Annotated in this window: 28 protein-coding genes and 1 pseudogene; 14 read left to right on the forward strand and 15 right to left on the reverse strand. The window is 40.0% G+C overall.

Translation table 11 applies throughout. The features are described 5' to 3' along the window. Positions 1-12 precede the first annotated feature (12 nt). Positions 13-1,500 (reverse strand): glucose-6-phosphate dehydrogenase, encoded by a 1,488-nt coding sequence (gene zwf / locus JOC54_RS20995; RefSeq protein ID WP_204468950.1) that lies wholly within the window; start codon positions 1,498-1,500, stop codon positions 13-15. Positions 1,501-1,727: 227 nt separating this feature from the next. Continuing rightward, positions 1,728-2,675, reverse strand: coding sequence for an alpha/beta hydrolase (locus JOC54_RS21000; protein ID WP_367617847.1), 948 nt, complete (start codon positions 2,673-2,675; stop codon positions 1,728-1,730). 140 nt (positions 2,676-2,815) lie between these two features. On the opposite strand from JOC54_RS21000, the gene JOC54_RS21005 reads away from it, so the two are divergent. From JOC54_RS21005 to JOC54_RS21015, 3 genes are all read left to right on the forward strand, one after another. Continuing rightward, a complete protein-coding gene (locus JOC54_RS21005; RefSeq protein ID WP_204468954.1) occupies positions 2,816-3,133 on the forward strand; it encodes a hypothetical protein in 318 nt (105 codons plus the stop codon). Positions 3,134-3,231: 98 nt separating this feature from the next. After that, the gene (locus JOC54_RS21010; protein WP_035442040.1) at positions 3,232-3,537 is read left to right on the forward strand and encodes a hypothetical protein; all 306 of its coding nucleotides are present in this window, start codon (positions 3,232-3,234) and stop codon (positions 3,535-3,537) included. Between the two features lie 23 nt (positions 3,538-3,560). Then, on the forward strand, positions 3,561-4,007 hold the full coding sequence (locus JOC54_RS21015) for a GNAT family N-acetyltransferase (RefSeq protein ID WP_204468956.1): 447 nt from the start codon (positions 3,561-3,563) through the stop codon (positions 4,005-4,007). A gap of 14 nt (positions 4,008-4,021) precedes the next feature. On the opposite strand, the gene JOC54_RS21020 is transcribed toward JOC54_RS21015, so the two are convergent. After that, on the reverse strand, positions 4,022-4,264 hold the full coding sequence (locus JOC54_RS21020) for a hypothetical protein (RefSeq protein WP_054793079.1): 243 nt from the start codon (positions 4,262-4,264) through the stop codon (positions 4,022-4,024). A gap of 556 nt (positions 4,265-4,820) precedes the next feature. Between JOC54_RS21020 and JOC54_RS21025 the strand changes: the two genes are divergently transcribed. Together JOC54_RS21025 and JOC54_RS21030 are read left to right on the forward strand one after the other, a co-directional pair. After that, positions 4,821-5,045: a hypothetical protein gene (locus tag JOC54_RS21025; RefSeq protein ID WP_204468958.1), complete on the forward strand. Its 225-nt coding sequence runs from the start codon at positions 4,821-4,823 to the stop codon at positions 5,043-5,045. Positions 5,046-5,353: 308 nt separating this feature from the next. Beyond that, entirely contained in the window at positions 5,354-6,748 is a 1,395-nt protein-coding gene (locus JOC54_RS21030) for a transporter permease (protein WP_204468960.1), read from the forward strand. A gap of 132 nt (positions 6,749-6,880) precedes the next feature. Here the strand turns inward: JOC54_RS21030 and JOC54_RS21035 are convergent, their stop codons facing one another. The 5 genes from JOC54_RS21035 to JOC54_RS23290 form a co-directional block, all read right to left on the reverse strand. Next, positions 6,881-7,183: a MazG-like family protein gene (locus JOC54_RS21035; RefSeq protein WP_035420354.1), complete on the reverse strand. Its 303-nt coding sequence runs from the start codon at positions 7,181-7,183 to the stop codon at positions 6,881-6,883. Positions 7,184-7,188: 5 nt separating this feature from the next. After that, complete coding sequence (locus JOC54_RS21040; RefSeq protein WP_054793076.1) at positions 7,189-7,593, reverse strand: hypothetical protein; 405 nt, start codon at positions 7,591-7,593, stop codon at positions 7,189-7,191. Further along, complete coding sequence (locus JOC54_RS21045) at positions 7,586-7,894, reverse strand: antibiotic biosynthesis monooxygenase family protein (RefSeq protein ID WP_035420355.1); 309 nt, start codon at positions 7,892-7,894, stop codon at positions 7,586-7,588. The genes JOC54_RS21040 and JOC54_RS21045 overlap by 8 nt, the downstream gene beginning before the upstream one ends. A gap of 9 nt (positions 7,895-7,903) precedes the next feature. Then, positions 7,904-9,052, reverse strand: coding sequence for an acyl-CoA dehydrogenase family protein (locus JOC54_RS21050; protein ID WP_367617848.1), 1,149 nt, complete (start codon positions 9,050-9,052; stop codon positions 7,904-7,906). Between the two features lie 76 nt (positions 9,053-9,128). Continuing rightward, positions 9,129-9,260, reverse strand: coding sequence for a hypothetical protein (locus JOC54_RS23290; RefSeq protein WP_275582736.1), 132 nt, complete (start codon positions 9,258-9,260; stop codon positions 9,129-9,131). 115 nt (positions 9,261-9,375) lie between these two features. Between JOC54_RS23290 and JOC54_RS21055 the strand changes: the two genes are divergently transcribed. Next, complete coding sequence (locus JOC54_RS21055; protein ID WP_204468962.1) at positions 9,376-9,786, forward strand: DUF2188 domain-containing protein; 411 nt, start codon at positions 9,376-9,378, stop codon at positions 9,784-9,786. Here JOC54_RS21055 and JOC54_RS21060 read toward each other — a convergent pair. After that, positions 9,779-10,549 (reverse strand): S1C family serine protease, encoded by a 771-nt coding sequence (locus JOC54_RS21060; RefSeq protein WP_204468964.1) that lies wholly within the window; start codon positions 10,547-10,549, stop codon positions 9,779-9,781. The two genes, JOC54_RS21055 and JOC54_RS21060, sit on opposite strands and share 8 nt — an antisense overlap. Beyond that, positions 10,536-11,330, reverse strand: a complete 795-nt coding sequence (gene ytvA / locus JOC54_RS21065) for a YtvA family blue-light photoreceptor (RefSeq protein ID WP_054793073.1) — start codon at positions 11,328-11,330, stop codon at positions 10,536-10,538. The genes JOC54_RS21060 and ytvA overlap by 14 nt, the downstream gene beginning before the upstream one ends. A gap of 160 nt (positions 11,331-11,490) precedes the next feature. Here ytvA and JOC54_RS21070 point away from each other — a divergent pair, with 160 nt between their 5' ends. The 5 genes from JOC54_RS21070 (at position 11,491) to sda (ending at position 14,414) form a co-directional block, all read left to right on the forward strand. Further along, a complete protein-coding gene (locus tag JOC54_RS21070) occupies positions 11,491-11,841 on the forward strand; it encodes a YojF family protein (protein WP_204468966.1) in 351 nt (116 codons plus the stop codon). A gap of 21 nt (positions 11,842-11,862) precedes the next feature. Continuing rightward, on the forward strand, positions 11,863-12,546 hold the full coding sequence (gene bshB2 / locus JOC54_RS21075; protein WP_035420362.1) for a bacillithiol biosynthesis deacetylase BshB2: 684 nt from the start codon (positions 11,863-11,865) through the stop codon (positions 12,544-12,546). A gap of 2 nt (positions 12,547-12,548) precedes the next feature. Beyond that, positions 12,549-13,442: a 5'-3' exonuclease gene (locus JOC54_RS21080; protein ID WP_204468969.1), complete on the forward strand. Its 894-nt coding sequence runs from the start codon at positions 12,549-12,551 to the stop codon at positions 13,440-13,442. Between the two features lie 140 nt (positions 13,443-13,582). Beyond that, the gene (locus JOC54_RS21085) at positions 13,583-14,053 is read left to right on the forward strand and encodes a hypothetical protein (RefSeq protein ID WP_094189976.1); all 471 of its coding nucleotides are present in this window, start codon (positions 13,583-13,585) and stop codon (positions 14,051-14,053) included. Positions 14,054-14,228: 175 nt separating this feature from the next. Beyond that, on the forward strand, positions 14,229-14,414 hold the full coding sequence (gene sda / locus JOC54_RS21090; RefSeq protein WP_204468971.1) for a sporulation histidine kinase inhibitor Sda: 186 nt from the start codon (positions 14,229-14,231) through the stop codon (positions 14,412-14,414). A gap of 34 nt (positions 14,415-14,448) precedes the next feature. On the opposite strand, the gene JOC54_RS21095 is transcribed toward sda, so the two are convergent. Next, positions 14,449-14,670, reverse strand: a complete 222-nt coding sequence (locus tag JOC54_RS21095) for a hypothetical protein (protein WP_204468974.1) — start codon at positions 14,668-14,670, stop codon at positions 14,449-14,451. A 147-nt stretch (positions 14,671-14,817) separates the two neighbouring features. Between JOC54_RS21095 and JOC54_RS21100 the strand changes: the two genes are divergently transcribed. After that, positions 14,818-14,970: a hypothetical protein gene (locus JOC54_RS21100; protein WP_204468976.1), complete on the forward strand. Its 153-nt coding sequence runs from the start codon at positions 14,818-14,820 to the stop codon at positions 14,968-14,970. A gap of 362 nt (positions 14,971-15,332) precedes the next feature. Here the strand turns inward: JOC54_RS21100 and ytxJ are convergent, their stop codons facing one another. The 3 genes and pseudogenes from ytxJ to JOC54_RS21115 all read right to left on the reverse strand — a co-directional run. Further along, the gene (ytxJ, locus tag JOC54_RS21105; RefSeq protein WP_035420368.1) at positions 15,333-15,665 is read right to left on the reverse strand and encodes a bacillithiol system redox-active protein YtxJ; all 333 of its coding nucleotides are present in this window, start codon (positions 15,663-15,665) and stop codon (positions 15,333-15,335) included. 70 nt (positions 15,666-15,735) lie between these two features. Further along, positions 15,736-17,832, reverse strand: a complete 2,097-nt coding sequence (recQ, locus tag JOC54_RS21110; RefSeq protein WP_239586862.1) for a DNA helicase RecQ — start codon at positions 17,830-17,832, stop codon at positions 15,736-15,738. A gap of 119 nt (positions 17,833-17,951) precedes the next feature. Beyond that, positions 17,952-18,875, reverse strand: a pseudogene (locus JOC54_RS21115) (PQQ-dependent sugar dehydrogenase); the annotation flags it as partial. Between the two features lie 338 nt (positions 18,876-19,213). On the opposite strand from JOC54_RS21115, the gene JOC54_RS21120 reads away from it, so the two are divergent. Then, the gene (locus JOC54_RS21120) at positions 19,214-20,038 is read left to right on the forward strand and encodes an aldo/keto reductase (RefSeq protein ID WP_204468980.1); all 825 of its coding nucleotides are present in this window, start codon (positions 19,214-19,216) and stop codon (positions 20,036-20,038) included. 23 nt (positions 20,039-20,061) lie between these two features. Here the strand turns inward: JOC54_RS21120 and JOC54_RS21125 are convergent, their stop codons facing one another. After that, positions 20,062-20,934, reverse strand: a complete 873-nt coding sequence (locus JOC54_RS21125; protein ID WP_204468982.1) for a hypothetical protein — start codon at positions 20,932-20,934, stop codon at positions 20,062-20,064. 153 nt (positions 20,935-21,087) lie between these two features. Between JOC54_RS21125 and JOC54_RS21130 the strand changes: the two genes are divergently transcribed. Then, on the forward strand, positions 21,088-22,674 hold the full coding sequence (locus tag JOC54_RS21130) for an ABC-F family ATP-binding cassette domain-containing protein (protein ID WP_035420375.1): 1,587 nt from the start codon (positions 21,088-21,090) through the stop codon (positions 22,672-22,674). The last annotated feature ends 120 nt before the right edge of the window (positions 22,675-22,794 follow it).

The raw sequence follows: 22,794 nt of genomic DNA on the forward strand, positions 1-22,794 counted from the left end.
GTCTTTTTGTTGTTACATTTGTTCAACTGGCCACCAAGAGAAACCGTCCGCTTCAAGCAGCTTATCTGCTTCTTTTGGACCCATTGAACCCGCTTTATAGCTAACAGGCTGGTTGTCACTCTCAGTCCAAGCATTTGAGATTGCATCAACGAGTGACCAAGATAAGCTTACTTCATCCCAGTGGGCAAAGTTCGTTGCATCACCCATCATACAGTCAAACAATAACCGTTCATATGCTTCAGGCGTATTTACTCGGTCTTCACTGTCGTGTCGGTATTCAAGGTGAACAGGAGTCGTATCCGCAGAGCCAATTTTCTTCCCATTTAACACAATGGTAATGCCCTCATCCGGCTGGATGTGAATAATTAATAAGTTAGGCCCTGTTTTTATTGCTTCTTTTGCGTATAAATTATGAGGAAGTTCCTTAAACTCAACAACAATTTTTGTAGATTTTACCGCCATCCGCTTTCCCGTTCGAATGTAAAACGGTACTCCTGCCCAATCATGGTTATCGATTAACAAGCGTGCGGCAACATAGGTTTCAGTATGTGAACTAGGATCCACGTTGTCTTCTTGAAGATAACCAGGAACGTCCGTTTGTTCTACACTACCTGCGCTATATTGAGCCCTGACAACATTTTCTTTAATCGTTTCCCCAACAACTGGACGTAGCGCCCGTAATACTTTAATTTTTTCACTACGAATTTCGTCTGTCGTTAATCGAAGTGGGACATCCATCGCAAGCAATGAAACCATTTGCAACATATGATTTTGGACCATATCTCGCAGAGCACCAGATTTCTCATAATAGCTGCCGCGTCCTTCTACACCGAGTTTTTCACTTGATGTTACTTGGATATTGGCAATATGTCTGTTATTCCATAGTGGCGCAAACATCGCATTGGCAAAACGGATAACCTGGATGTTTTGCACCATTTCTTTTCCTAAGTAATGATCAATTCGGTAAATCTCATCTTCTGAGAACGCTTTTCGAATTTCTTCGTTCAATTGTTTCGCAGTCGACAAGTCTGTACCAAACGGCTTTTCAATCACAAGTCTCGTCCAGCCACTCGTTTCTTTTAAGCCAGAAGAGTAAATTGATTGCGCAATCGACCCAAAAAACTCTGGTGCCATTGCCATATAAAAGATTCGATTTCCGGGAATCGAAAACTCATCTTCTTTCAACACCATTTCATCTAGCAAGTTTGCATAAGAATCTTTGTCAGTCACATCAAAAGACAGGTAAGAAAAATGATCAAGAAATTCACTTGAACCTTCAGCCACAGCCTCTCCATGCTCTTCCTTTATCGACTCTTTCACAACACTTCTTAGCTTTTCGTTATCCCACTCGCGTCGACCCAAGCCAATAATAGCAAATTTATTTGTTAAATTCCCTTTGCGATACAAATTAAAAATAGATGGGAATAATTTTCTTTTTGCTAAATCTCCTGTGGAACCAAAAATAACAAAAACAGCTTCAGCCTGTTCATTCTGTCTCATTGTTAAAAAACCTCTTTCTAGACTAATGCTTTACTTTTTCATGTTGTGTCTTTAACATTCACCACGCTCCATTATACCGTTCTTTAAATAAAGATGCACGGCAAATTAGTGGCATTTTATTATTGTTCTTTTTTTAGTATCTTGTCAAATGAAGCAGCCTATACCCAGAAGATTCGTTCCTCACAAAAACAAACACCATTCCCAAAAAGGAAAAGGTGTTTGTTCAATTAACGAATGTTACGTGCTAAAAAACCGCGCAGTTTGTCTTCATACTGGACTGAATCCGTTCGATAGGCCATGCCGTGCTCAGCTCCACTTACAACGACTCGCTCACTTCCTTCAGGGGCAGTCTCGCTTAAACGGTAAACCATTTCGACTGGTACAACTTTATCTTGATCACCGTGGAAAAACAAAATCGGTACATGTGCTTGCTGTACCTGTTTCAACGCTGACGCTTCGTAAAAAGAAAAACCAGAGCGCAGCCTTGTGTACAAACTAGCTAATGGTAAAAACGGAAAAGCTGGTAATTGATACATTTGTTTTAACTGATGTGTTAGAATCTCTGAAGTCGATGTATAGGCGCAATCCGCGACGATCGCTTTCACTTGCATTGGCAATTCTTCACCGCTGGTCATTAAGACCGTCGCTCCCCCCATTGAAATGCCATGGAGAGCAATCAAGGCTTGTCTCCCATGTCTCGCCAATAAATAATGAATCCATTTCAGATAATCTTTCCGTTCATGCCAGCCAAAGCCAATGTAATCCCCTTCACTCTTTCCATGCCCTCGTGCATCAGGGATCAGCACATTATAATTTAAGCTTTCCGCGTATAAACGCGCAAACCCATACATTTCTTCTCCTTTTCCTCCGTATCCATGAGCTAGAATCACGCACTTTAATGTTTCCATTCGCGCAGGAATATAAGTAGCCTTTAGCTGCAAGCCATCATTAGAAGTGATGGCAACCTCCGTTAATGCTTGTTTGTTTAGCCAAGCCTCATCCTCTTCTTTTTGCTGTTCAATCCCGAACTTTTCAAAAAAAAGGGCCTCCCTATCATCATCCACCACAGTACGCTTTATAGCAGTTCGATAAAAATATTCAGTTGCGCCAAGTAATACACCTGTTAGTAAAGTCCCACTTAATGCAAAAGCGGTTTTTTTGTTGAGTTTCTTCACGTTAACGGCCCCACTTTCATTTAAAAATAACATCTGTCCAAATTCTTAAAAAATGTGTGCTTATCCTCTATCATTCATCTATTCATCTCACTAGTCAATTGAATAAGCTACAGTATCCTAGTTTAAAGGTGGTGGATAGTATGTCTTGTTTTGATGAGAAAGACAAAGGCAGAGGTAAAGAAAAAGACTATGATTCCTGTGATTGTAACTGTAATTTTAAACGATGTTTCTTCCCATTTCCAATTTCAAGAGGTGATGGATGCCAACCTTTAGCAACAGTTGGGTTAACTGTTTTAAGTTTACCAGCAAACACAGCTGTAACAATTACAGCTAATGGGTTAACCTACACCGGAACATTTATTGGATTTGATGTAAGCACGGGTACTGTTGTTTTTACAGATGGAATCCAAACATTACGATTCTCAACCTCACAAATTTGTACCATTACAGCAATCTAATGATTAAGTTGACCTAAATAGGTCAACTTAATTTTATCTTCAAAAGATATCATAATCACTCCGAACTAAGAATACGCTTGTTAAAAGGAGTTGATAGGATGTTCGGAAATGGAGATTGGGTTGTGTATAAATCAGGTCGAACAAGTATTTTAGGTTGGATTAACGAGGCAAAAGTCATTGCGTCCGATTCTTCAAATGTGCCTATCAAAACGATGTATCAGTTTTATACGACGCAACGCTTTTTAAACGGCAAACAACCACTTTTAGCAAATGAAGAAGACTTGCTTCCAAGCCAGTCGAGACTAAAAAGCGCTGATATACGAGCTCTCCAGGAAATTGCCTTATTGACGAAGGACAAGCAGTGGTTTTATGATTTAAGCAAGCAATATACGAAGGTTCCTTAGAATCTGTGAAACTGGAGGAAATCATGAAGCTCAAGCAAGTAAAAACAATAATTGAACTCGAACAAGCGCTTCATCTACGTGAATTGGTTTTCGTCCATGAGCAACACTGTCCCCTAGAACAGGAGTTTGACCAGTACGATCACTTAGATGCTTCATGCATCCACATACTTGCTGTTTCTGAAACAGATCAGCCGATCGGTACTGGCCGTATCCGTTTTGTTGATGGTAAAGCAAAGCTTGAGCGAATTTGTATTCTGGAATCCATTCGAAAAAGTGGAGTTGGCCATTCAATTGTTACCTACTTAGAAAAAATCGCAAGAGCTCAAGAGATAAAGCATTTTTACTTACATGGTCAACAGCAGGCCATCCCATTTTATCAGAAATTAGGCTATCAGCCCGATTCAGATCTATTTATGGAGGATAACATCCCACATGTCTTAATGCGTAAAGAAGAAGATCTCATTTCCTAGATCTTCTTCTTTTTCTAACTTAATCGCTTAATTTGTACATTTGCTAAGCGCACCTCGATACGTTGGGCTGGAGTACCACGAATGTAATCAAGGTCGTAAATGATTTCCGCAATTGCCCCTAAAAACGATACGTCTTTATTCACACGGAGTCGAATTTTATTGACACTCGTCACATGAGCTAACAATAATTCCGCTTCTTTGCCTCTTACTTGATGCAATAACTCTTCATTATCTAGATCAATTAAATCAACCTGCATTGAAATCTCCTCCTCCCTCTAATTGGTCGAACGAAACTTATCTTTTCATCATACGATTTATCTATTAGTTTGAGTATGATTGTCCTAAGGATTCTGCCAACTGTTTTGTTTATCTTGCGTACGTAATATTGATACGATTATTGCCTAACAAATATTCCACCAGAATAAAGGCTTAGATTGTAATCGGTGTTGATCCTTTTTATCAAGCGTACGCCTGATATCGCCCAGACTATTTTACAAATTCACTTCCAGTTGAAAAAAGCTCTGTCTGACCACGTAAAAGAACTCCGATTATCAAGATGAGAATGTTTAAAAGAACCGTTAACGCAGAAGCGATAAAAATGGTTTTGCTCTTTTTTTCATAAAGAAGCAGATAAGGCCGATAAGTAGTAGAGGTCCAGATGCTAACAAACTAATCATAAAGAAGTAAGCTATTTGGTTTCCAAAGGTTTACCTCCAAATATTAGGGAATTTATCTTTATTATAGCTATTGGTAAATTCTTTTACTAGATCATTCCTTCTGCTTAAAAAAAATTAATCAAGGAGGGATTTTACTTTGAAAAAACAACTTTTATTTGTAAGCATGATGTTTCTAATCGGTTGGGCAATCGCCTATACTTTTACATATAATGGACATTTTAATACCCAATGGCAACATACTAATCGACTTAAAACTTGTTTGCTTGAGAATGCCATTCTATACGAACAGAGGAGTGCAACCTTATTTATTCAAGAAGATGCGCTAGAAGACGCGACTGATTTATGTTTGCCAGACTCCTAATAAATCTGTGTTTTTTTAAAATTAAAAACTGTTCCAACTAAGTTAAATCCTAGCCACTGTCCATCCAGTCGCGATTAGCATCGTTATGCCTGTTCTATAAGAAAGTCCGAATAATAGATAAATCCGCAATTACTCCTTAGCGCCTCCTCTCATTTAAATAGGAAATTCCTAATGATCTATAGACGCTCACTAAAATAGTTTGTCACCATCTAAAAGAACGAAACATCTATCTTGACCTCTATAGTCAATCACCTAATAGCGTTCTCCTTCATACGCTACTACTACCACAAGCGAAAGAAGGAACAAGTATGGAGTTAGTAGCGTCTCATTGGATCTATCTCATCGGCATCTTACTCATTGTACTGACTATGTTGTTCCGCAAAAATGTTTTAGTTCCAGCAATACTAATGACATTTGTTGTTGGGTTTGCTTTTAGCGGCTCAATCATTTCCGGTTTTCAAACGATTTTTATGTCAAGCCTCGTTGCAGCCAGTGAATTATTTAATATCTTTTTAATTATCGCGATCATGACCGCTTTATTACAAAGCTTAGATTCCGTTGGTGCAAGCGAACAAATGGTACGCCCTTTCTCAAAAGTTATGACGAATGCAACCGTTTCCTATATCGTTCTCATCGCAGTAACCTATGGCATTTCTCTCTTTTTCTGGCCAACCCCAGCTGTACCGCTAGTCGGGGCGCTTCTACTTCCTGTTGCGGTGCGGGCGGGACTTCCTCCACTTTATGCTGCAGGAGCAATTGCTCTGGCGGGGCAAGGAATGGCATTATCAAGTGATTATATGATTCAAATTGCACCGATGCTAAGTGCTACTGCAGCTGGCGTCTCTGTTTCCTCTGTTGCTGATCGTGCTCTTGTGTTGTCGTTAATAACTGGTGTTGTAGCAATGATTCTAATGTATCTCTTCTTTCGCAACGAGAGAAAACAGTTTACAGATAAATCAAAGCGCTCAGGTGCACGTGATTTTAAGATTAAACATGCTCGTACACGGACATGGAAATCGACCCTTTTCTCTACGCTCACCCCAGTTGTTTTTGCGGCAGTTATTCTTTATATGCTTTATACGGCATTGTTTACCGACCTTCAGTATGAAGGAAGTTCGGGTGCTGCGTTAATTGGTGGTGTTTCTGTTATCCTGCTTGTGCTTATCTCTTGTTTCTATCGTCCGAAACACGTACTTGATGATGTCAGCAATCATTTAGTTGATGGCTTTTTATTCGCTTTTAAAGCAATGGGACCAGTCATTCCCATCGCCGGTTTCTTTTTCCTTGGAAGCGGTGATTTTTCCTCAGCTATTTTGGGGATTGAACAGGCACCTTCGTTTCTTTTTGACATAGTCAGAGCGGGAGAACATCTCATTCCTTCTCACCCAGCATTTACTGCGTTTGGATTACTTTTTGTTGGAATGTTGACTGGGCTAGATGGTTCAGGTTTTTCAGGTCTGCCATTAACTGGTGCCCTTGCTGGAGCTCTCGCGCCGGTTTCTGGAATTGAACCTGCGACACTCGCGGCAATTGGCCAGATGGGCGCTATTTGGGTAGGTGGAGGAACATTAATTGCATGGTCCTCTCTCGTAGCCGTTGCTGGTGTTGCCAAAGTGAACGTGCAGCAACTTGTCCGCCTCTGTTTTATTCCAGTCGTTGTCGGGCTATTGATTTCTACTTTGGTTGCTTTGCTTTTATGGTAATCACGATACTATAGCAAACGAATGATTAGACTGATTTAAAGCTTCATCAAAGCATACGAATCAGAATCTGGTGTTAGTAACAATTCGATCAAAAGAACCGTCATAGCTATAGCTATGACGGTCACTTTTGATTTATTTTGTCCAATTTCGTCCAGCATTGATTTTCATTTTTTCCGAGAATGCTTGCGTTAAGTCAATCTCATGTCTGTTTGCGATTTCTACCGTGTTCCAAATAATATCAAAAAGCTCATGGCTTAATGCTGTTTTTACTTGTGGTTTTTCTGATTCATCAACCCAGCTTAATTTTAACAGCTCTTTACTCATTTCTCCTACTTCACTCATCAAGAACAAGTACCTTGCTTCATCGCTTACTTCCGTGAATCCTTTTTTCTCACAAAAGGTTTCTACATATTGCTGAAATGCCTGCCACTCCATTGAATTTATTCTCCTTTGAACGGTCTTTTATCACTTTTATCGTAATCATCCGTTGTTTTTAAATGCTCTATAGCAGCTTCAAGATAAAGTTGAAAAGCCTGCTCTTTTTTGGTTTCAAGCTGATTTTGAATAACGGTTTGAATTCGTTCAAAATTATCGATGACAAGATAGGTTGTCATCCCGTGTTTTGTCAGAATGCCATTTAACCAAAGAGCATAATCAACAAATACTTGTTGATCACGAATCGCATATGCCGCTTCTAAATGGCGAAAGTGATGTTCATTGTCTTCAATTGTATGCTTCCAGCCCTTTTCACCATAACGCTGCTGTAATGCCGGGAATGCTTGATAAATGTCCGCAGCTAGCGCTCTGACAATCGGATCATAATACTCAGGTAAGCGTTCATTCATCAATAATCACCTCAAATTGCTTTACAGATGGAACAATCGCCGCTAAATCTTGATCTGGATACTTTTTTTCCAAATCATGAATGTCTTTAAATTGTTGACTTCGAACCCAGTTTAAATAATCTACTTTTGAGTCCCACTCAATTTCTACTGTTAACTCACCTTGTTTTTTATGGTGTTGCAACAACCGAAATGAGCGAAACCCCTTGGCTTGATCCACTTTTCGTGATCGATTTTTGTAAATCTCAATGACTTCATTTGCCTTTTCGTCTGGCGCACGAAACGTTGAATGAACTACGTACATGGTTCCCCTCTATTCTTCTGAAAGTATTAGTGCTGCGGCATCTTCAATCGTTTTGTCATCCATCGGCGGGTTATGCAGGCCGGCACGCACGTTTCGATAATGCCTTGACAGTGGCGATGCGTGAGCTAAGCTATGGGCGCCAACAACTCGCATCGACAAGTCCACTATTTGCTGTGCTTGGTTTACAACCGTGTACTTTGCAATTGCCAGCGCAGCGGTCATCGTTTTTCGATAGTCTTCATTTCCGCCATCCCATTCCGTTGAAACACTATATAGAGTGCGTTTACTTTGTTCATATAAGATGCGAGCTTCTCCTAATTTTTGTCTTACTGCTGGCAGTTCTGAAATCGTCCCTTTAATACTTGTTGGCGAATAGGATTTTGCAAAAGCGCTCGCTTCTTTTAAAGCCGCGAGCGCGATTCCTAGGTAACATGCAGGAATATGTAACAACCAAGCTTGTGGTGTGTTCGCCTTCACTTGGTATTTCAAGAAGAATTCAGCTGGTAGCGTTACATCCTTTAAATGTAAATCGTGACTTCCCGTAGAACCCATAGACATCATATCCCACGTCTTTTCAATCTCAATACCTGCCGTTTCATGTGGTACAAGAAAGAGTCCTGGCTGCTGCTCACCTTCAACCATTGCCAAAATAAGAAAATAATCGAGCTCTTCTGCAAGCGTTGTAAACGTCTTACTCCCATTTAGAATCCAGTTTTCGCCAACTTTTCGAGCTGTTGTTTGAAAAATACCACCCCGGGTTGGACTGCCTGTAGCTTTTTCCGTTGCGGCTGTATTAAGAAGAACTCCTTTCGTGACAACTTCGGTTAATATACGCTCCTGCATAGCGGCAGGCCAGTTTTTTTCCTGAGCAAGCTGATACATCGTTCCCATATGCCAACCAATGCAAAGTGCTGTTGGCCCATCAGCTTGAGCAATTTGTTCCTGCATGGAAATTAATTCAGTTAATGAGATTTCTTCTCCACCAAAACGTCTTTCAACAGGCAATGCCGTATAGCCTGATTGACGCAATTTATGAATATTCTCAACAGGCACCGTTTGTTGTCGATCATGTACAGCACCTATTTCTTTAAATGGTTTTATTAAAGAGGTTAGTTTCTTCATTCGTTCATCAGCTGTCGTTAAGTTAAGTAAGGACACGTTACACACACCTTCTCCGAAAATTCAGATTAAAACAGAATACAAAGAAAGCATGTGTTACACATGCTTTCTTCATTTATTTATCGCTTTTCTCTTGTTCTTTCTTTTTATCATCTTCAGCCGTGCCTTGCTCAAGCGCTTCGTCAAATTGTCTCTTTACTTTTTCCTCGCCTGATTCATCCTTGTTTTTCTTTTTCTCGTCGTTCATGAGTTCCACTCCTTTCTTCGCTTTCCACTTATACTTTACCCGTTATAGATACTTGCCAATCATGTTTCATTTTTTTCATAAAGGCTATCTACATTCAAAAAAGGATGTGATCGCCATGCCTTGGACAATGGAAAATTACCCTGATTCATTAAAAAATTTTGATAAACCTATCCGAAAAAAGACAATTGAAATAGCAAATGCCATGATTGATGATGGCTATAATGAAAGGGACGCTTTGCCAATTGCAACAAAACAAGCAAAAGAATGGATCGAAAATGCTAGCAAAAAAGAAATAGAGGATTTTAATCAAAATGCGCAAGTGTTACCGGCAAAAACAAGAGAAACACACTCATCACCGTCGTTGACAAACCGCAATCAGAAGGTAGTAAAGCATGACAATGGCTGGGCTGTTATTGCTGATGGAGCAAAACAAGCTTCTGACGTCTTTTCCGACAAACAACGTGCGATTAAGCGCGCAAATGAGATTGCGGAAAACAAAGGAACTAAAGTGACCATTATTAATTAAGGAACGTATTGACGACATGGAGAGGAACAGCGAGACCTTGACCACTCTCGTCTCCTCCAGCTTGTCGTGCGTAGACAACGCCAACAACCTCCTGCTGAGTTGTGAGGACGGGTGAACCACTATGTCCTGGATAGACTGCATTTGTAATATCAACCACTTGATAGGCCCGTGTTGATTCTTTTACAACACCCTCATTGATAATATAAGAATGTGTTAATGGATGACCCATCACAAATACGCTATCTCCTGGCTCTGCTGGTGCAGAAGCAATCGATAAAGAAGGAAAATTGCGGCCCTTTGTATCTATTAACTTCAGCAACGCTAAATCACTCTCCCTTTCCGCCTTCACTACTTCGGCATAATACAAATCACCGTCAGAAAACGAGACAATGATCTCAAGAGCATCCCTAACTACATGCTCATTCGTCAGGATTTGCCCTTCTTTTGTAATGGAGAACCCTGTTCCGTGACCTGTTCCTGTTTGCACGGCAACAACAGCTTCTTCTAATTCTGCAAAAGAACCATCCTCCGCTAACTCATTGCTTTCACTTAAAAACTGTAGCGCATTTAAATTAAAGTGTTCCAAAAAGAAAGAACCAACTTGAAAAATCATAGCAAAGGCAATCAAAGCAGCGATAACTTTAACAATCAATCTTCTTCTTTTTGAGGAAGGTAATGGCTCTTCGTCTTCTTCAAATGCTTCAATCGGCGGCTCATCATAGTCATCTAACTCATTTCTTGGCTCGTCCTCACTTCTTCGCACGAATCTCATATGCTTCCTGTAAAATTGATTTAACAGACCGTGCAGTTGAGATCGAGTCAAGCTGATTGGCTTCCATCATGACTGATTTAATTGCGAGATCTGGGGCCATTCCCGTAATGACCAGCTCAGTGCCTATTAACTTAAGAACATCTCTTAATTGAAAAATACCTGCCACAACAAAGGAATCGTATTTCGTAATTCCAGAAACATCAACAACAAGCTTTTTAATGCCCGTTTTGCCAACTTCTTCTGTGACGGTCTCAAACATCATATTAAATCTCTCTTTATTGATCTCTCCAATTAGCGGTAAAATGGCCAAACCATCTAACAGAGGCACAATTGGTGTAGAAATCGATTTAATTTGCTGGACCGATCGCTTGTATTCCAATTCTGCTTCTTTCTGTTGGGTAATATCACGCTGAACGCCGACAAAATAAAGCTTGTCCTGTTCTGGTAAATAAACGGGATCAATTGTTAACTCGTTCCAAAAAGAACTGCCATCTTTTCTGTAATTTAAAATCTCGACTAATGCTGGTTCTTTTGCTGCAATCGCTTGTCGCAAAGCATCTACTTGGCTTTTTTCCGTATCGGCACCTTGAAGAAATCGACAATTTGTCCCTAAGACTTCGTCTCTAGAGTAGCCAGTCATCTTTGAAAAACCTTCACTCACATAAACAATTGCGTTGTCTTCTAAATCAGGGTCCGTTATAAGTACACCTACACGGGTATAATCAAGTACTTTTACTAATAATTCAGCTTGCTTAATAACGTCTTGTAACATGGAACAACGGCCTCCTGCAGGTCAGTATATGCATTAGTATATCATTATTTGGCTCGTTTTTCCCAATTTAGGCACCATGCTCTAAAGCGACTTCATTGAATGAATGGTTCTGTTCGCTTATAATAAGCGATACACATTACCCTATTGTTGGAGGCTACTAATGGAACCAATTGAAAAAGAAAAAGTCCAAACGTTAATTGATTTCTTTGCAAATCAAGCAGTTTATTTACACTTAGAAACAACAAATGGTGCTTATGCTTCGCATTTTGATGAGTCTTTTTTTTCGGCAAGCGCCTATATTCGCAACGCTTTCGTTACGTATGAGCATGGAAAAATCGCCGGAGACGGACCTTATCGTGTCGGTTTGAAACTTGAAATTGGTTGGATTTACGGGGAAGGATTGACTCATTTTGAAATGATAGGCGATCAACAACTCTTACTAGCAGGGCATGGAGCTGACGGCAAACTAGCAATTGCCTTAGAACTGTCAAAAACCCCTTTTAAAAATTAATTTGGCTTGGAGTGAACTAGAATGAAACAAGAAAAACATGTACTCGTCATTTTTCCTCATCCCGATGATGAAGCATTTGGTGTTTCCGGCTCGATTTCCTCATATATTGATGCTGGAATTCCTGTAACCTACGCTTGCTTAACCCTCGGTGAAATGGGTCGGAATTTAGGTAACCCCCCTTTTGCTACGAGAGAGTCTTTACCAGAAATACGCCGTAAAGAATTAGAAGAGGCTGCTAAGGTGATGGGAATAACAGATCTTCGAATGATGGGGCTGCGCGATAAAACAATTGAATTCGAGCAACCTGAAAAAATGAAACAAATGGTGCTTGATTTACTTGCTGAATTACAGCCTTCATTAGTTATTTCCTTTTACCCTGGATATGCCGTACACCCTGACCACGACGCAACTGGTGAAGCCGTGGTTGCCGCTTTAAATGAATTAGATCCAACTACACGTCCTGTATTTTATGCCGTTGCTTTTTCAAACAACCATGAGAATGATATTGGTCCAGCCGATATTATTCATGATGTGAGCAACTATGCAACACGGAAGTTAGATACATTACGTGCACATGCCTCGCAGCTTGCTTGGACATTGCCAAGCATGGAAAAAGCTTACCACGAGGGTGTGCCTGAAGCGGTTGAACGTTTAACAAAAGAGCGATTTTGGACTTATTATTCGTCTGATTTAGAGAGGAATTAACGATGCAAAACGAACGCTTACTACTAATTGACGGATTTAATTTGTTAAGCCGTGGCTATTTTGCAACAAGCTTTAACCGCCCTATTGAAGCGCTTGAACGCAATGAGGATGGTATAACGGTTAATGGTTTACGCGTATTCATGCAAAAATTATTTAAACTAATTCAAACACATGGAGTTACGCACTGTGTTGTTACTTGGGATGTTCCTCGTGATGAATCAATTCGTCGTCTCGACTATCCTGAGTACAAACAAACGCGTGGAGAATTACCAGACCCATTGATTGAACAGTATGTATTGCTCAAACAAGTTCTTGAGAAAATGTCTATTAGTCAACTAACGCTTGCCCCTTATGAAGCCGACGATTTAATTGGTGCCTTGAGCTTACAATGGGAACAGCAAACGGCAGGATCTTGCTTGATTTACTCCAATGATCAAGACTTATACCAACTGCTCAGCGAACGTACCCACCAGATTATCAATAAGAAAAAACAAGAATTCATCTATGATGCTCAGGCCTTTCAGTTAGAGCATGGCATTCAACCCGATCAATGGATTGACGTTAAAGCTCTACTTGGAGATCCTGGCGATAACATTCCTGGCTGTCCTGGAGTAGGGCAAAAAACGGCATTGCCGTTAATCCAAACCTATGGATCTATTGAAAATCTTCATGAAACGCTTGCAGATCTTGATCCCCAATTTAAACGAGTAAAATCAAAGCTAGACAATGGGAAAGACGTCACGTATTTATCAAAAAAACTCGCGTCAATTATCCGTGATATTCCAGATTTGCCTAGTCTTTCTTCTTTTGCGCTCTCCCTTCACCGAGAAACCATTGAAGAAGAGCTTACACGCTTAAAGATTCGAGTTCCTTTCGAACAAGGAAGTCTTTTCTAACACGGTTAAAGCCGATTACAGGTTAAGTGTAATCGGCTTTAATGGTTTTTCAATTTCAATAACCTTGCACCTTATACCTGAATCTTTTATACTGGTAGACGGATTTTCTTTCATAGAGTAGGAGTGATTAAGTGACAACCATGGAATTACGAAAAGCGGATCAAACCGAATTACAGCTTATTCGTATGCAACAACAAGTAAAAGAGATTGCAAAAGAATCGAATAAAGAAGTTATTGGTATTGAACAAGTGAATGATGAAGAATGGGTGATTGTATCCAAAACAAGTGATCATCAAACCTTACAGTTGATGATCAATCATTGTGGCTCTCCGTACAGAGGGAAATGGGATTTTGCTTTACAGGCAGAATATACAGCCGATCATGCTCTCTTTATTGATGATATAAAAGGAGAACCTTGCCAAGGTTTTGGTTCGATTTGCATGGCTTACCTCAAAGAAACAGCTTGGGCTGAAAATTGTACAATAAGAGGGAACTTAGTAAAACGCGATTGGGCTCATTTGGATAGACTCACTCATTTTTATAAAAAGCATTCATTCTCGGTCGAAATTAATGAAGAAAAAAAGCATGGCCGCGTTAATTGGACTGGCTAATACTTGCGCGATTTAATAAAAGCATGGTTGAATACGTTCTTAGTAACGCGTTGAATCATGCTTTTTCTTTTAGTTAGAAACGAACTCATTTTTGTCGAAATATTTTTGTTTCATTCTTGTTTAAATTGGGTATCTAAAAAGAGATTCGTATCATCTTAAAGGGAGAGTTTGTCCGATGCTTGCACATTTATCAAATTCTGTTTTACTTGAAGCTTATGTTAAAGCACGTCAACATAAGCTTGAAGAAGATTTTATCTTTATTTTAGAAAGTGAACTTCACCAACGCGATCTACATCCAATTGCCAAAAATAAGCTAGCGAATCTACATTTGGTACATAATTCCATACTTCATTCTCTCTAACATAATGCAAAAAAGCGACAGATGTCGCTTTTTTCTATTCCTCTTCTTCCTCATCTAAGCGCGCTTCAAGTACAGCCACTCGCTCACTCAATTCAATCACATACAATACGAGAAACGAAAAAGCAGCGATACCTACCCAAGACAACAACGTAAACGCTCCTGCACCAGAAACAAATGCTAAAAATGCAGCAAACGTACTCGTAATACCTAGTACAATAAAAACAAATAAACTAACCGCATAAAAAGTTGAATTCAATTGATCACCTCCATACCGTAAAGTATGCAGATCCCAAAATTAAAGCTTGTTTATCAGCCTTGCCAAGTCTGAAAATGGAGAAATGGCCAAGGCCATTTGCATAGTGCTCCCGCGACTGGCAACCCTATCTGTTAGAGGTGATCAGAAATGGACTGGATTCCAGTTGTTCAACGCGTTTGTTCATTATTTGTTGTTGGCTTTGTCGTTTTTACCTATTATTGTATTTTAAAACAAGATAAAGCAGCTAAACAAAAAAGCGGTCAGAAAACATCGTATTCTACTCGAAAACACGAACATTGAAACAAACCCGCTGCAGGAAGAATCCTTCGCTTTTTGCGGGCACAGCCTCGGCCTCTTCTGCGAAAAAACGCTTTAGAGACTCAACCGCATGCTGTCCCCGCAGAAGTCATGCTTTCTTCTACACTCGTTTCGATAAACGATTAATTTTCATCCTCTTTGTACGCTGCTCCTTTTGTCCCAACCTCTTCGTATTATTTAAAAGGTATTTGTCAATGACTGAATTTGCCAAGGAGGATTGGCTAAGGTTTTCGTTCAATTAGAATAACAACGTTATCCTCTACCTTCTAACATCAGCAATTAGTCAAAAAAGCTGTCGATAAATCGCTTCTCAACAGCTTCAAATGAACATTCATCTCGTTTTCTTAGATGACTTCTGCAATGGTTTTTTTCTTAATGTTCCAGTGTGATTCCGTCCATTTTACTTCTTTGTTTTCCAAAATAAAGAGTTGTGGTGATTTGTGAACGGTATTTAAGTCTTCAGCAATTTGATTTGAAACGGGTCGTGATTCAATTACTTTTACATAAGCATACGTATGGTCACTATTCTCTTCAACAAAAGCTTGAAATTCTTCAAAGGCTTCAGCACTAACAGGACATTGCGTACTATGTTTGAACAAAAGCACCTTTTTTTGTTGTGATTGCTCGTACAGGTCATTCCAGTCTTGTTCTGTTTTTAATTCGTTTAATTGAGTCATTTTTATCCATCCTTTTCTTCTTGTCTACTTACGTTTTACCATAGTGCTAACAGAGATGCAACGAATCTTGTTAGCTCCCCAATTCAACCATCAACATAATTTCTGTGTATGAAATATCTTCGCCGACTTCCATTTTGATTGGCTTAAGAAACTCTTTCCCACACTTTGAGATTGCTTCATTAATTCGATCTTGTTTTGCTTGGTCCACTAACTCTAGAAGACCTGAAATCTGATCTTCTTTTTCCGCCTCTATTAAATGTTTGACAATTGTTTGGGTTGAAAAAGATAGTTCCTCAGCAATTGCTTCGATCGTTTTACCTTCTTGATACAAAGCAATTGCTTGATTCACGTCAAGTCTCGCTTTGCCTGAAGACTTCCTTGCTTTCTTCTCAGTTAAACCAAGCTCACCTAGCCATGCAATGAACATTTCTCCATATTGTTCACGCTTCTGCTCGCCTACACCACTGATTTGCGAAAATTCCTCGAGCGAACGCGGTCGCAAGTTAATCATTTCTTTTAACGTCTTATCAGAAAAAACGAGATAGGGCGGTATTCCCTGTTCGTCTGCAAGTTCTTTTCTTTTCTTCCGTAACTGTTCAAATGCTTGGTTGTCGCCTTCTCCCGCTTCTTCGATCGGCTCTTTATAATGAAAAACTTGCGCTTTTCCTTTTAAAACACCCAATCCTTGTTCTGTTAACTGAATAACTGGGTACGAGGTCGGCGTAAGCCCTAAATAATTCTCAGATATCAAAAAGTCGATAAACACTTGAACATCTTTAGCACTTCGATTGCTCATAAGACCGTACGTCGGTAAGTTTGTCAAATCGAATTGCTCCATTTTCTTGTTTCGAGACCCTGTTAACACTTGTGCAACAATGCCTTTGCCAAACCGTTCTTTCAGACGAACCACACAGGAAAGCACCATCTGCGCATCTCTTGTAACGTCTTCTTTCTCACCTGTACGTGTGCAATTGCTGCATTTTCCACAAGGAGATGTGTCGTCATCACCGAAGTAAGCCAAAATAAATTGCTCTAAACACTCATTCGTGTGGGCATATCGATTCATTTGCTGTAATTTCTCAAAGTCGTGCTGTTTTTTCGATGGTTCGCCATTGGATTGCTCAATAAAAAAACGTTGTGTCTGTAAGTCTTGCGCTTGGTACATTAAAATACATTCACTCGGTTCGCCGTCTCGTCCAGCACGCCCTGCTTCCTGGTAATAGGCTTCAAGTGTGCCAGGAATATTGGCATGGACAATGTAACGAACATTGGCTTTATTAATTCCCATACCAAATGCGTTTGTCGCAATCATAACGTCGACATCATCCCGAACAAATGATTCTTGCGCCTCAGTTCGGGCAAATTCAGATAACCCTCCATGATAAAGAGCCACGCGATGGCTTTTATTCAAGCGATCGTAAAGTTTTTCTGCTTCTTTTCTTGTTGATGTATAAATAATGCCTGATTGATTTTGATGCAAGCTCACGTAGTGGGGAATATACGTTTCTTTCTTCTCACCTTTTATCTGTCGAAACGTAATATTGTCTCGTTTAAAGCCAAATAAATGTTGTTTGTTTTCATCAATTCCTAAATGAGCGCGAATGTCATCAGCAACTTCATGTGTCGCTGTTGCTGTTAAGGCGACGAGTGGCGGGCGATCATCGAGTCCGTCAATCCACTGCTTAATATGTAAGTAGCTTGGTCTAAAATCGTGCCCCCATTGCGAGAGACAGTGCGCTTCATCGATTGCAATTAGTGACAGTTTTGTTTGGGAAATTGCTTGTATAAAATGTGGTTCGTACAGGCGTTCTGGTGCAACATACAGGAGCGTACATTGATTATTTTGCACATCCCTAAGCCGTGCTCGCTCTTCCTCTTTCGTCAAAGAACTATTAATATAGCTTGCTTGAACCCCTATTTGATTTAACGCATCAACCTGATCTTTCATTAAAGCGATTAACGGAGAAATAACAAGGGTTGTCCCTCCTTTTACTTGCGCTGGAATCTGATAGCACAGAGATTTTCCGCCACCAGTAGGCATCACAACAAGTGCATCATCATCGTTTAACAAAGCATTGATAACATCTGCTTGACCTTGACGAAAAGAATCGTAGCCATATGCTTTTTTTAAAAGTTGCTTCGCTTGTTCCATATGTGTATTTATCAAGAGCTCACTTCCTATACATAACCATTATACGTTGAGTATAAAGCAAGAAACGTTTGTTGAAAACGACATAGCCTCAAATAAGCCGATCGCTTAATGATTTCGCAATCGGCTTCAATCCTTTATTCAAGTTGCCATTCAATCAGGCGGTCATCCGTATTTGATGGAACACCTCGTCCATCCGTGTTATTTGTTATAAAGTAAAGTGAATTGGCAACAACCGTCACGTCACGAACTCGACCGTAATCTTCAATAACTGTATTTAGTCCACCTTCGTTTGCTGGATTAAACTGAAACACAGCCTCTCCTCTTAAACCAGCTATATACAATTGATCATTGTGAACAGCAATACCTGAAGGTGCCCATGTATCGTTGCCCGAGTGAATGATCGGCGTCTCCATGCCGTCCATCATTTCATCTCCTTCAATTTCTGGCCAACCATAGTTGTTACCTGCTTCGATAAGATTGATTTCATCATGACCCGTTTGCCCATGTTCAGAACTATACATCTTATTATCACTTAACCATGCCAGTCCTTGGGGATTACGGTGCCCGTAGGAGTAAACAATGGAATTGGTAAATGGGTTATCTTCCGGAACAGCACCGTCCAGCTCCATTCGCAGAATACTTCCTGCCAAATTTTCTTCATCTTGAGCATAATCCGGCTCTGCCGCATCTCCAGTCGTTGCATAAAGCTTATCGTCTGGACCGATTGCTAACCGACCTCCATTGTGGATGCCTGCCCCTGGAATCTCTTCAACCAAAGCCATTTCTTCACTCCAAGTTCCTTCATCTTCATCATGAGAAACTTGAACAATTCGATTTGCAATGCCATCACCTGATTGATAACTATGATACAAATACGCTAATTTATTTTCTTGATAGCCAGGATGAAGAACCATGCCAAGCAGCCCAGACTCAGACTCCTGCAAAACGTCTTCTTCTAGTTGAACCGTTTGCTCTGTGAGTTCCCCATCTTCCACAACGTAAATGATTCCTTCTCGCGTCGGAATATAGGCCATTTCATTATGAATAATGGTATTCCAAGGGCTTTGTAAGTCTTCTGCAAGAACCGTTCCTTCTGAATCTGTTTGAACCGGCTCACTCTGTTCTTATCCAGGTGTATCAGCCGCACCATCCGTTACTTCCTCATCGTCCGCTCCTGTACAAGCAGCTAGGACGATCACTCCACCAGTGACCATCAACCATTTTTTCATCTGGGCACCTCCTCTATCTGTACTCTTTATATTAACGATTTTCATTGTGTTAAAACGTTCTTTCAAAAAAATGCTATTTACCGAAAAAATCAATAAGTTGTTCTGCTTCCGACTGAAACGGCCAATGTTGTATACTTGATTTGATCGACAAAAAGGGAGCTGAAAAGATGGATTACATTACATTAAATAACGGCATTACGATGCCAAAACTTGGATTTGGAGTATGGAAAGTAAAAGCAGAAGAAGCAAAGCCAGCCGTTGCACATGCCTTAAAATCCGGCTACCGCTCGATTGACACAGCAATGATTTATCGCAATGAAGAAGGAGTCGGGCAAGCAATTGCTGAATCAGGCATCAATCGTGAAGAACTATTCATCACAACAAAAGTGTGGAATGCCGATCAAGGCTATGATCAGACGTTAAACGCATTTGAAACAAGCCTATCATTACTAGGACTTGATTATATTGATCTGTATTTAATTCATTGGCCAACACCGGACTTTGACCAATATATTGATACATATAAGGCGCTTGAACATTTGTATAAAGAAGGCAAGGTTCGGGCAATTGGGGTTTGTAATTTCCACATTGAACACCTTGAACGTTTACTCAAAGAATGTGACGTACCACCTGTATTAAATCAAGTGGAATGCCATCCATACCTTGCGCAACGCGAGTTAAAAGATTTCTGTAACCAACATCAAATCCATGTAGAGGCGTGGAGTCCACTTGATCAAGGGGGCGAGCTGTTGCAAGATCAGGCTGTTACAGCAATTGCTGAGCGCCACAAAAAAACAGCTGCTCAAGTTGTCTTAAGATGGCATCTACAGCAGGGAACGATTGTCATTCCTAAATCCGTTACACCGACACGTATTGAAGAAAATATTGACGTGTTTGATTTTGAACTATCAACTGAAGAAATGGATGCACTCCATGCTCTTGATCGCAATCAGCGTCGAGGTGCTGACCCAAGCGACATGCACGCACGTTAAGAACAACAGCCCTAGCCTACCGGCTAGGGCTGTCTTTGTTGAATTGTCACTAAACGCGTTTTTATTGCAAAAGGAAATGCTGCCAGAACTCGTATGGCAACTGGATCGGTTGAATCTAATTCCACTTCAACAGTTGCAATCCCTCTCTTTCTCAGCCGAGTAAACACCGCTCTCAACAAATCATAAATAATCAGCTGACAATCTCCCTTTTCTCCGATCCAGCCGATTTCTACTTCATCATCCATTTCCGTTGTGTGACAACGAACATAACCTTGAACATCACCATTGATATAAACGAGTGAATCGTCCATACATAAATCCTCTGCAAATACGAGCTCTCTCCACTCATTATCCGTTAATGTTCGCACAGGATTAGCTAGATGCATTTCCTGATACGTCTTTGCAACGAGCTTTTGATAAGTACGTTTCTCTTGCTTCGTTAACTCATTTAACGAGCGTTGCTCTGCTGAAGCTAGTTCAGAGTGAACTTGCCACTGTTCAAGCGATAAACGAGCAATATAAGTAGTTCGGATTTGTATAAAGCTGGGTGGCATATGGCGCCAAATCTCTTTCTCATTAAATAAAATTTGGATTGGTAATTGTATGTTTGCCTCTAGCTTTATTAAAGCAACTAACTGCTCAATTCGTTCTTCCCCAAGTGAAAAATAGGGCTTGCAATAAACAACATGAGGATGATAATAAGACTGATAGAAAGATACAGCTGCAGTGAGTTGGTTATGTTCGTATATGACATAGCTGTCTTCAGATAAAGGATGGTGTCCTTTTTTATTGATTTGAGAGATAAAAGAAGAAACTCTTTTTTTATCGATTTTTTCATCATATCGTCGGCAAACGAGCATCGTTTCTTCCCCATTTCTAAAGACAAACTTCGACAATCGCTTATTTTTTCCTGCTTGAGCGACTGAATTGCAACGTTTTTGTATAAAATCGCTGATTTTCGTTTACACTAGTGCCCTTTGACGGTAAACTAGAATGTGGACAAAATGAATGAATGATTGAGTCGCTTCACAGCGTAGGAGGTTCTATATATGATTACTGTATCAAACGTTGGTTTGCAATTTGGCGGCCGTAAGTTATTTGAAGATGTAAATATTCAATTTAACCCAGGAAACTGTTATGGTCTTATTGGAGCAAACGGTGCCGGTAAATCGACATTCTTAAAGATTTTATCGGGAGAACTAGAATCACAGCTTGGACATGTATCAATGAAGCCAGGTTCTCGTATGGCCGTATTGAAACAAAACCACTTTGAATATGAAAATGAACAGGTTTTATCCACTGTTATCATGGGGCATGCCCGCCTCTATGAAGTAATGAAAGAAAAAGACGCGATTTATATGAAAGAAGATTTTTCTGATGAAGACGGCATGCGTGCGGCTGAGCTTGAGGGAGAATTTGCGGAATTAAACGGTTGGGAAGCCGAATCAGATGCAGCTGTTCTCCTAAAAGGATTGGGCATTACAGAAAAGCAGCATGACAAAACCCTTTCTGAACTAGCTGAGTCAGACAAAGTAAAGGTTTTGCTTGCACAAGCGCTATTTGGTCAGCCTGATGTCCTTCTGCTCGATGAGCCAACAAACGGACTTGATCTAAAAGCGATTCAGTGGCTAGAAGATTTCTTAATTAACTTTGAAAACACGGTAATCGTTGTTTCCCATGACCGCCACTTCTTAAACAATGTGTGTACGCATATCGCTGATTTGGATTTCGGGAAAATTGAACTTTACGTCGGGAACTATGATTTCTGGTATGAGTCTAGTCAACTTGCTTTAAAATTAGCGCAAGACTCCAATAAGAAAAAAGAAGAAAAAATAAAAGAGCTCGAAAGCTTCGTAGCTCGCTTTAGTGCGAACGCCTCTAAATCAAAACAAGCAACATCACGTAAAAAACAGCTCGAAAAAATCACGTTAGATGATATTAAACCATCATCGCGTAAATATCCATATATTCACTTCTCGGCAGAACGCGAGATTGGAAATGATGTATTGCTTGTCGAAGGTTTGACGAAAGAAATTGATGGCGTCAATGTACTAAACAACGTCTCGTTTCGTATGAATAAAGACGATAAAATTGCACTTGTCGGTTCAAATGATCTTGCAAAAACAACATTATTTAAAATTCTTTCTGGAGAAATGGAGCCAGATAGTGGCACATTTAAGTGGGGAATTACGACATCTAAATCGTATTTTCCAAAAGACAACGCTGCTTTCTTTGAAGGCTGTGACTTAAACTTGGTCGACTGGCTTAGACAGTTCTCTCCAGAAGATGATAGTGAAACGTTCTTGCGAGGTTTCCTCGGCAGAATGTTATTCTCTGGCGAAGAAGTACTAAAAGAAGCAAATGTTCTCTCCGGTGGCGAAAAAGTACGCTGTATGTTATCAAAAATGATGCTTAGTGGAGCTAACGTCTTAATGCTTGATGAACCTACGAACCACCTTGACTTAGAATCCATTACAGCGTTAAACAACGGTCTAATTAATTTCAAAGAATCAATGATCTTCAGTTCACATGACCAACAGTTTATTCGCACAATCGCTAATCGCATCATTGAGCTAACGCCAGATGGTATTATTGACGTTGATTCGTATGATGACTATTTAAAGCAAGTCAAATAAAGCAAAAAGAGAAGGTGCTTAGCGCCTTCTCAGGCTGTTGAGAAAGTAATTTCTCAACAGCTTTTTCTTATTTATAGACACCTAAACAAAAATACTCTTGTTATAATGGAAAAAAGAACG

It is taken from the genome of Shouchella xiaoxiensis (genome assembly GCF_016907895.1).
Lineage (GTDB): Bacteria > Bacillota > Bacilli > Bacillales > Bacillaceae_D > Shouchella > Shouchella xiaoxiensis.

What these genes read in the sequence shown, in the direction of transcription:
- sda (WP_204468971.1), top strand. Translation starts at nt 14,229, where the DNA reads ATGCTTGCACATTTATCAAATTCTGTTTTACTTGAAGCTTATGTTAAA.
- JOC54_RS21045 (WP_035420355.1), bottom strand. Translation starts at nt 7,894, where the DNA reads ATGTACGTAGTTCATTCAACGTTTCGTGCGCCAGACGAAAAGGCAAAT.
- JOC54_RS23290 (WP_275582736.1), bottom strand. Translation starts at nt 9,260, where the DNA reads ATGAACGACGAGAAAAAGAAAAACAAGGATGAATCAGGCGAGGAAAAA.
- JOC54_RS21070 (WP_204468966.1), top strand. Translation starts at nt 11,491, where the DNA reads ATGGAACCAATTGAAAAAGAAAAAGTCCAAACGTTAATTGATTTCTTT.
- JOC54_RS21120 (WP_204468980.1), top strand. Translation starts at nt 19,214, where the DNA reads ATGGATTACATTACATTAAATAACGGCATTACGATGCCAAAACTTGGA.
- JOC54_RS21055 (WP_204468962.1), top strand. Translation starts at nt 9,376, where the DNA reads ATGCCTTGGACAATGGAAAATTACCCTGATTCATTAAAAAATTTTGAT.
- JOC54_RS21010 (WP_035442040.1), top strand. Translation starts at nt 3,232, where the DNA reads ATGTTCGGAAATGGAGATTGGGTTGTGTATAAATCAGGTCGAACAAGT.
- JOC54_RS21005 (WP_204468954.1), top strand. Translation starts at nt 2,816, where the DNA reads ATGTCTTGTTTTGATGAGAAAGACAAAGGCAGAGGTAAAGAAAAAGAC.
- JOC54_RS21100 (WP_204468976.1), top strand. Translation starts at nt 14,818, where the DNA reads ATGGACTGGATTCCAGTTGTTCAACGCGTTTGTTCATTATTTGTTGTT.
- JOC54_RS21020 (WP_054793079.1), bottom strand. Translation starts at nt 4,264, where the DNA reads ATGCAGGTTGATTTAATTGATCTAGATAATGAAGAGTTATTGCATCAA.
- bshB2 (WP_035420362.1), top strand. Translation starts at nt 11,863, where the DNA reads ATGAAACAAGAAAAACATGTACTCGTCATTTTTCCTCATCCCGATGAT.
- JOC54_RS21085 (WP_094189976.1), top strand. Translation starts at nt 13,583, where the DNA reads ATGGAATTACGAAAAGCGGATCAAACCGAATTACAGCTTATTCGTATG.
- zwf (WP_204468950.1), bottom strand. Translation starts at nt 1,500, where the DNA reads ATGAGACAGAATGAACAGGCTGAAGCTGTTTTTGTTATTTTTGGTTCC.
- JOC54_RS21035 (WP_035420354.1), bottom strand. Translation starts at nt 7,183, where the DNA reads ATGGAGTGGCAGGCATTTCAGCAATATGTAGAAACCTTTTGTGAGAAA.
- JOC54_RS21015 (WP_204468956.1), top strand. Translation starts at nt 3,561, where the DNA reads ATGAAGCTCAAGCAAGTAAAAACAATAATTGAACTCGAACAAGCGCTT.
- JOC54_RS21130 (WP_035420375.1), top strand. Translation starts at nt 21,088, where the DNA reads ATGATTACTGTATCAAACGTTGGTTTGCAATTTGGCGGCCGTAAGTTA.
- ytvA (WP_054793073.1), bottom strand. Translation starts at nt 11,330, where the DNA reads ATGTTACAAGACGTTATTAAGCAAGCTGAATTATTAGTAAAAGTACTT.
- JOC54_RS21030 (WP_204468960.1), top strand. Translation starts at nt 5,354, where the DNA reads ATGGAGTTAGTAGCGTCTCATTGGATCTATCTCATCGGCATCTTACTC.
- JOC54_RS21040 (WP_054793076.1), bottom strand. Translation starts at nt 7,593, where the DNA reads ATGAATGAACGCTTACCTGAGTATTATGATCCGATTGTCAGAGCGCTA.
- JOC54_RS21080 (WP_204468969.1), top strand. Translation starts at nt 12,549, where the DNA reads ATGCAAAACGAACGCTTACTACTAATTGACGGATTTAATTTGTTAAGC.
- ytxJ (WP_035420368.1), bottom strand. Translation starts at nt 15,665, where the DNA reads ATGACTCAATTAAACGAATTAAAAACAGAACAAGACTGGAATGACCTG.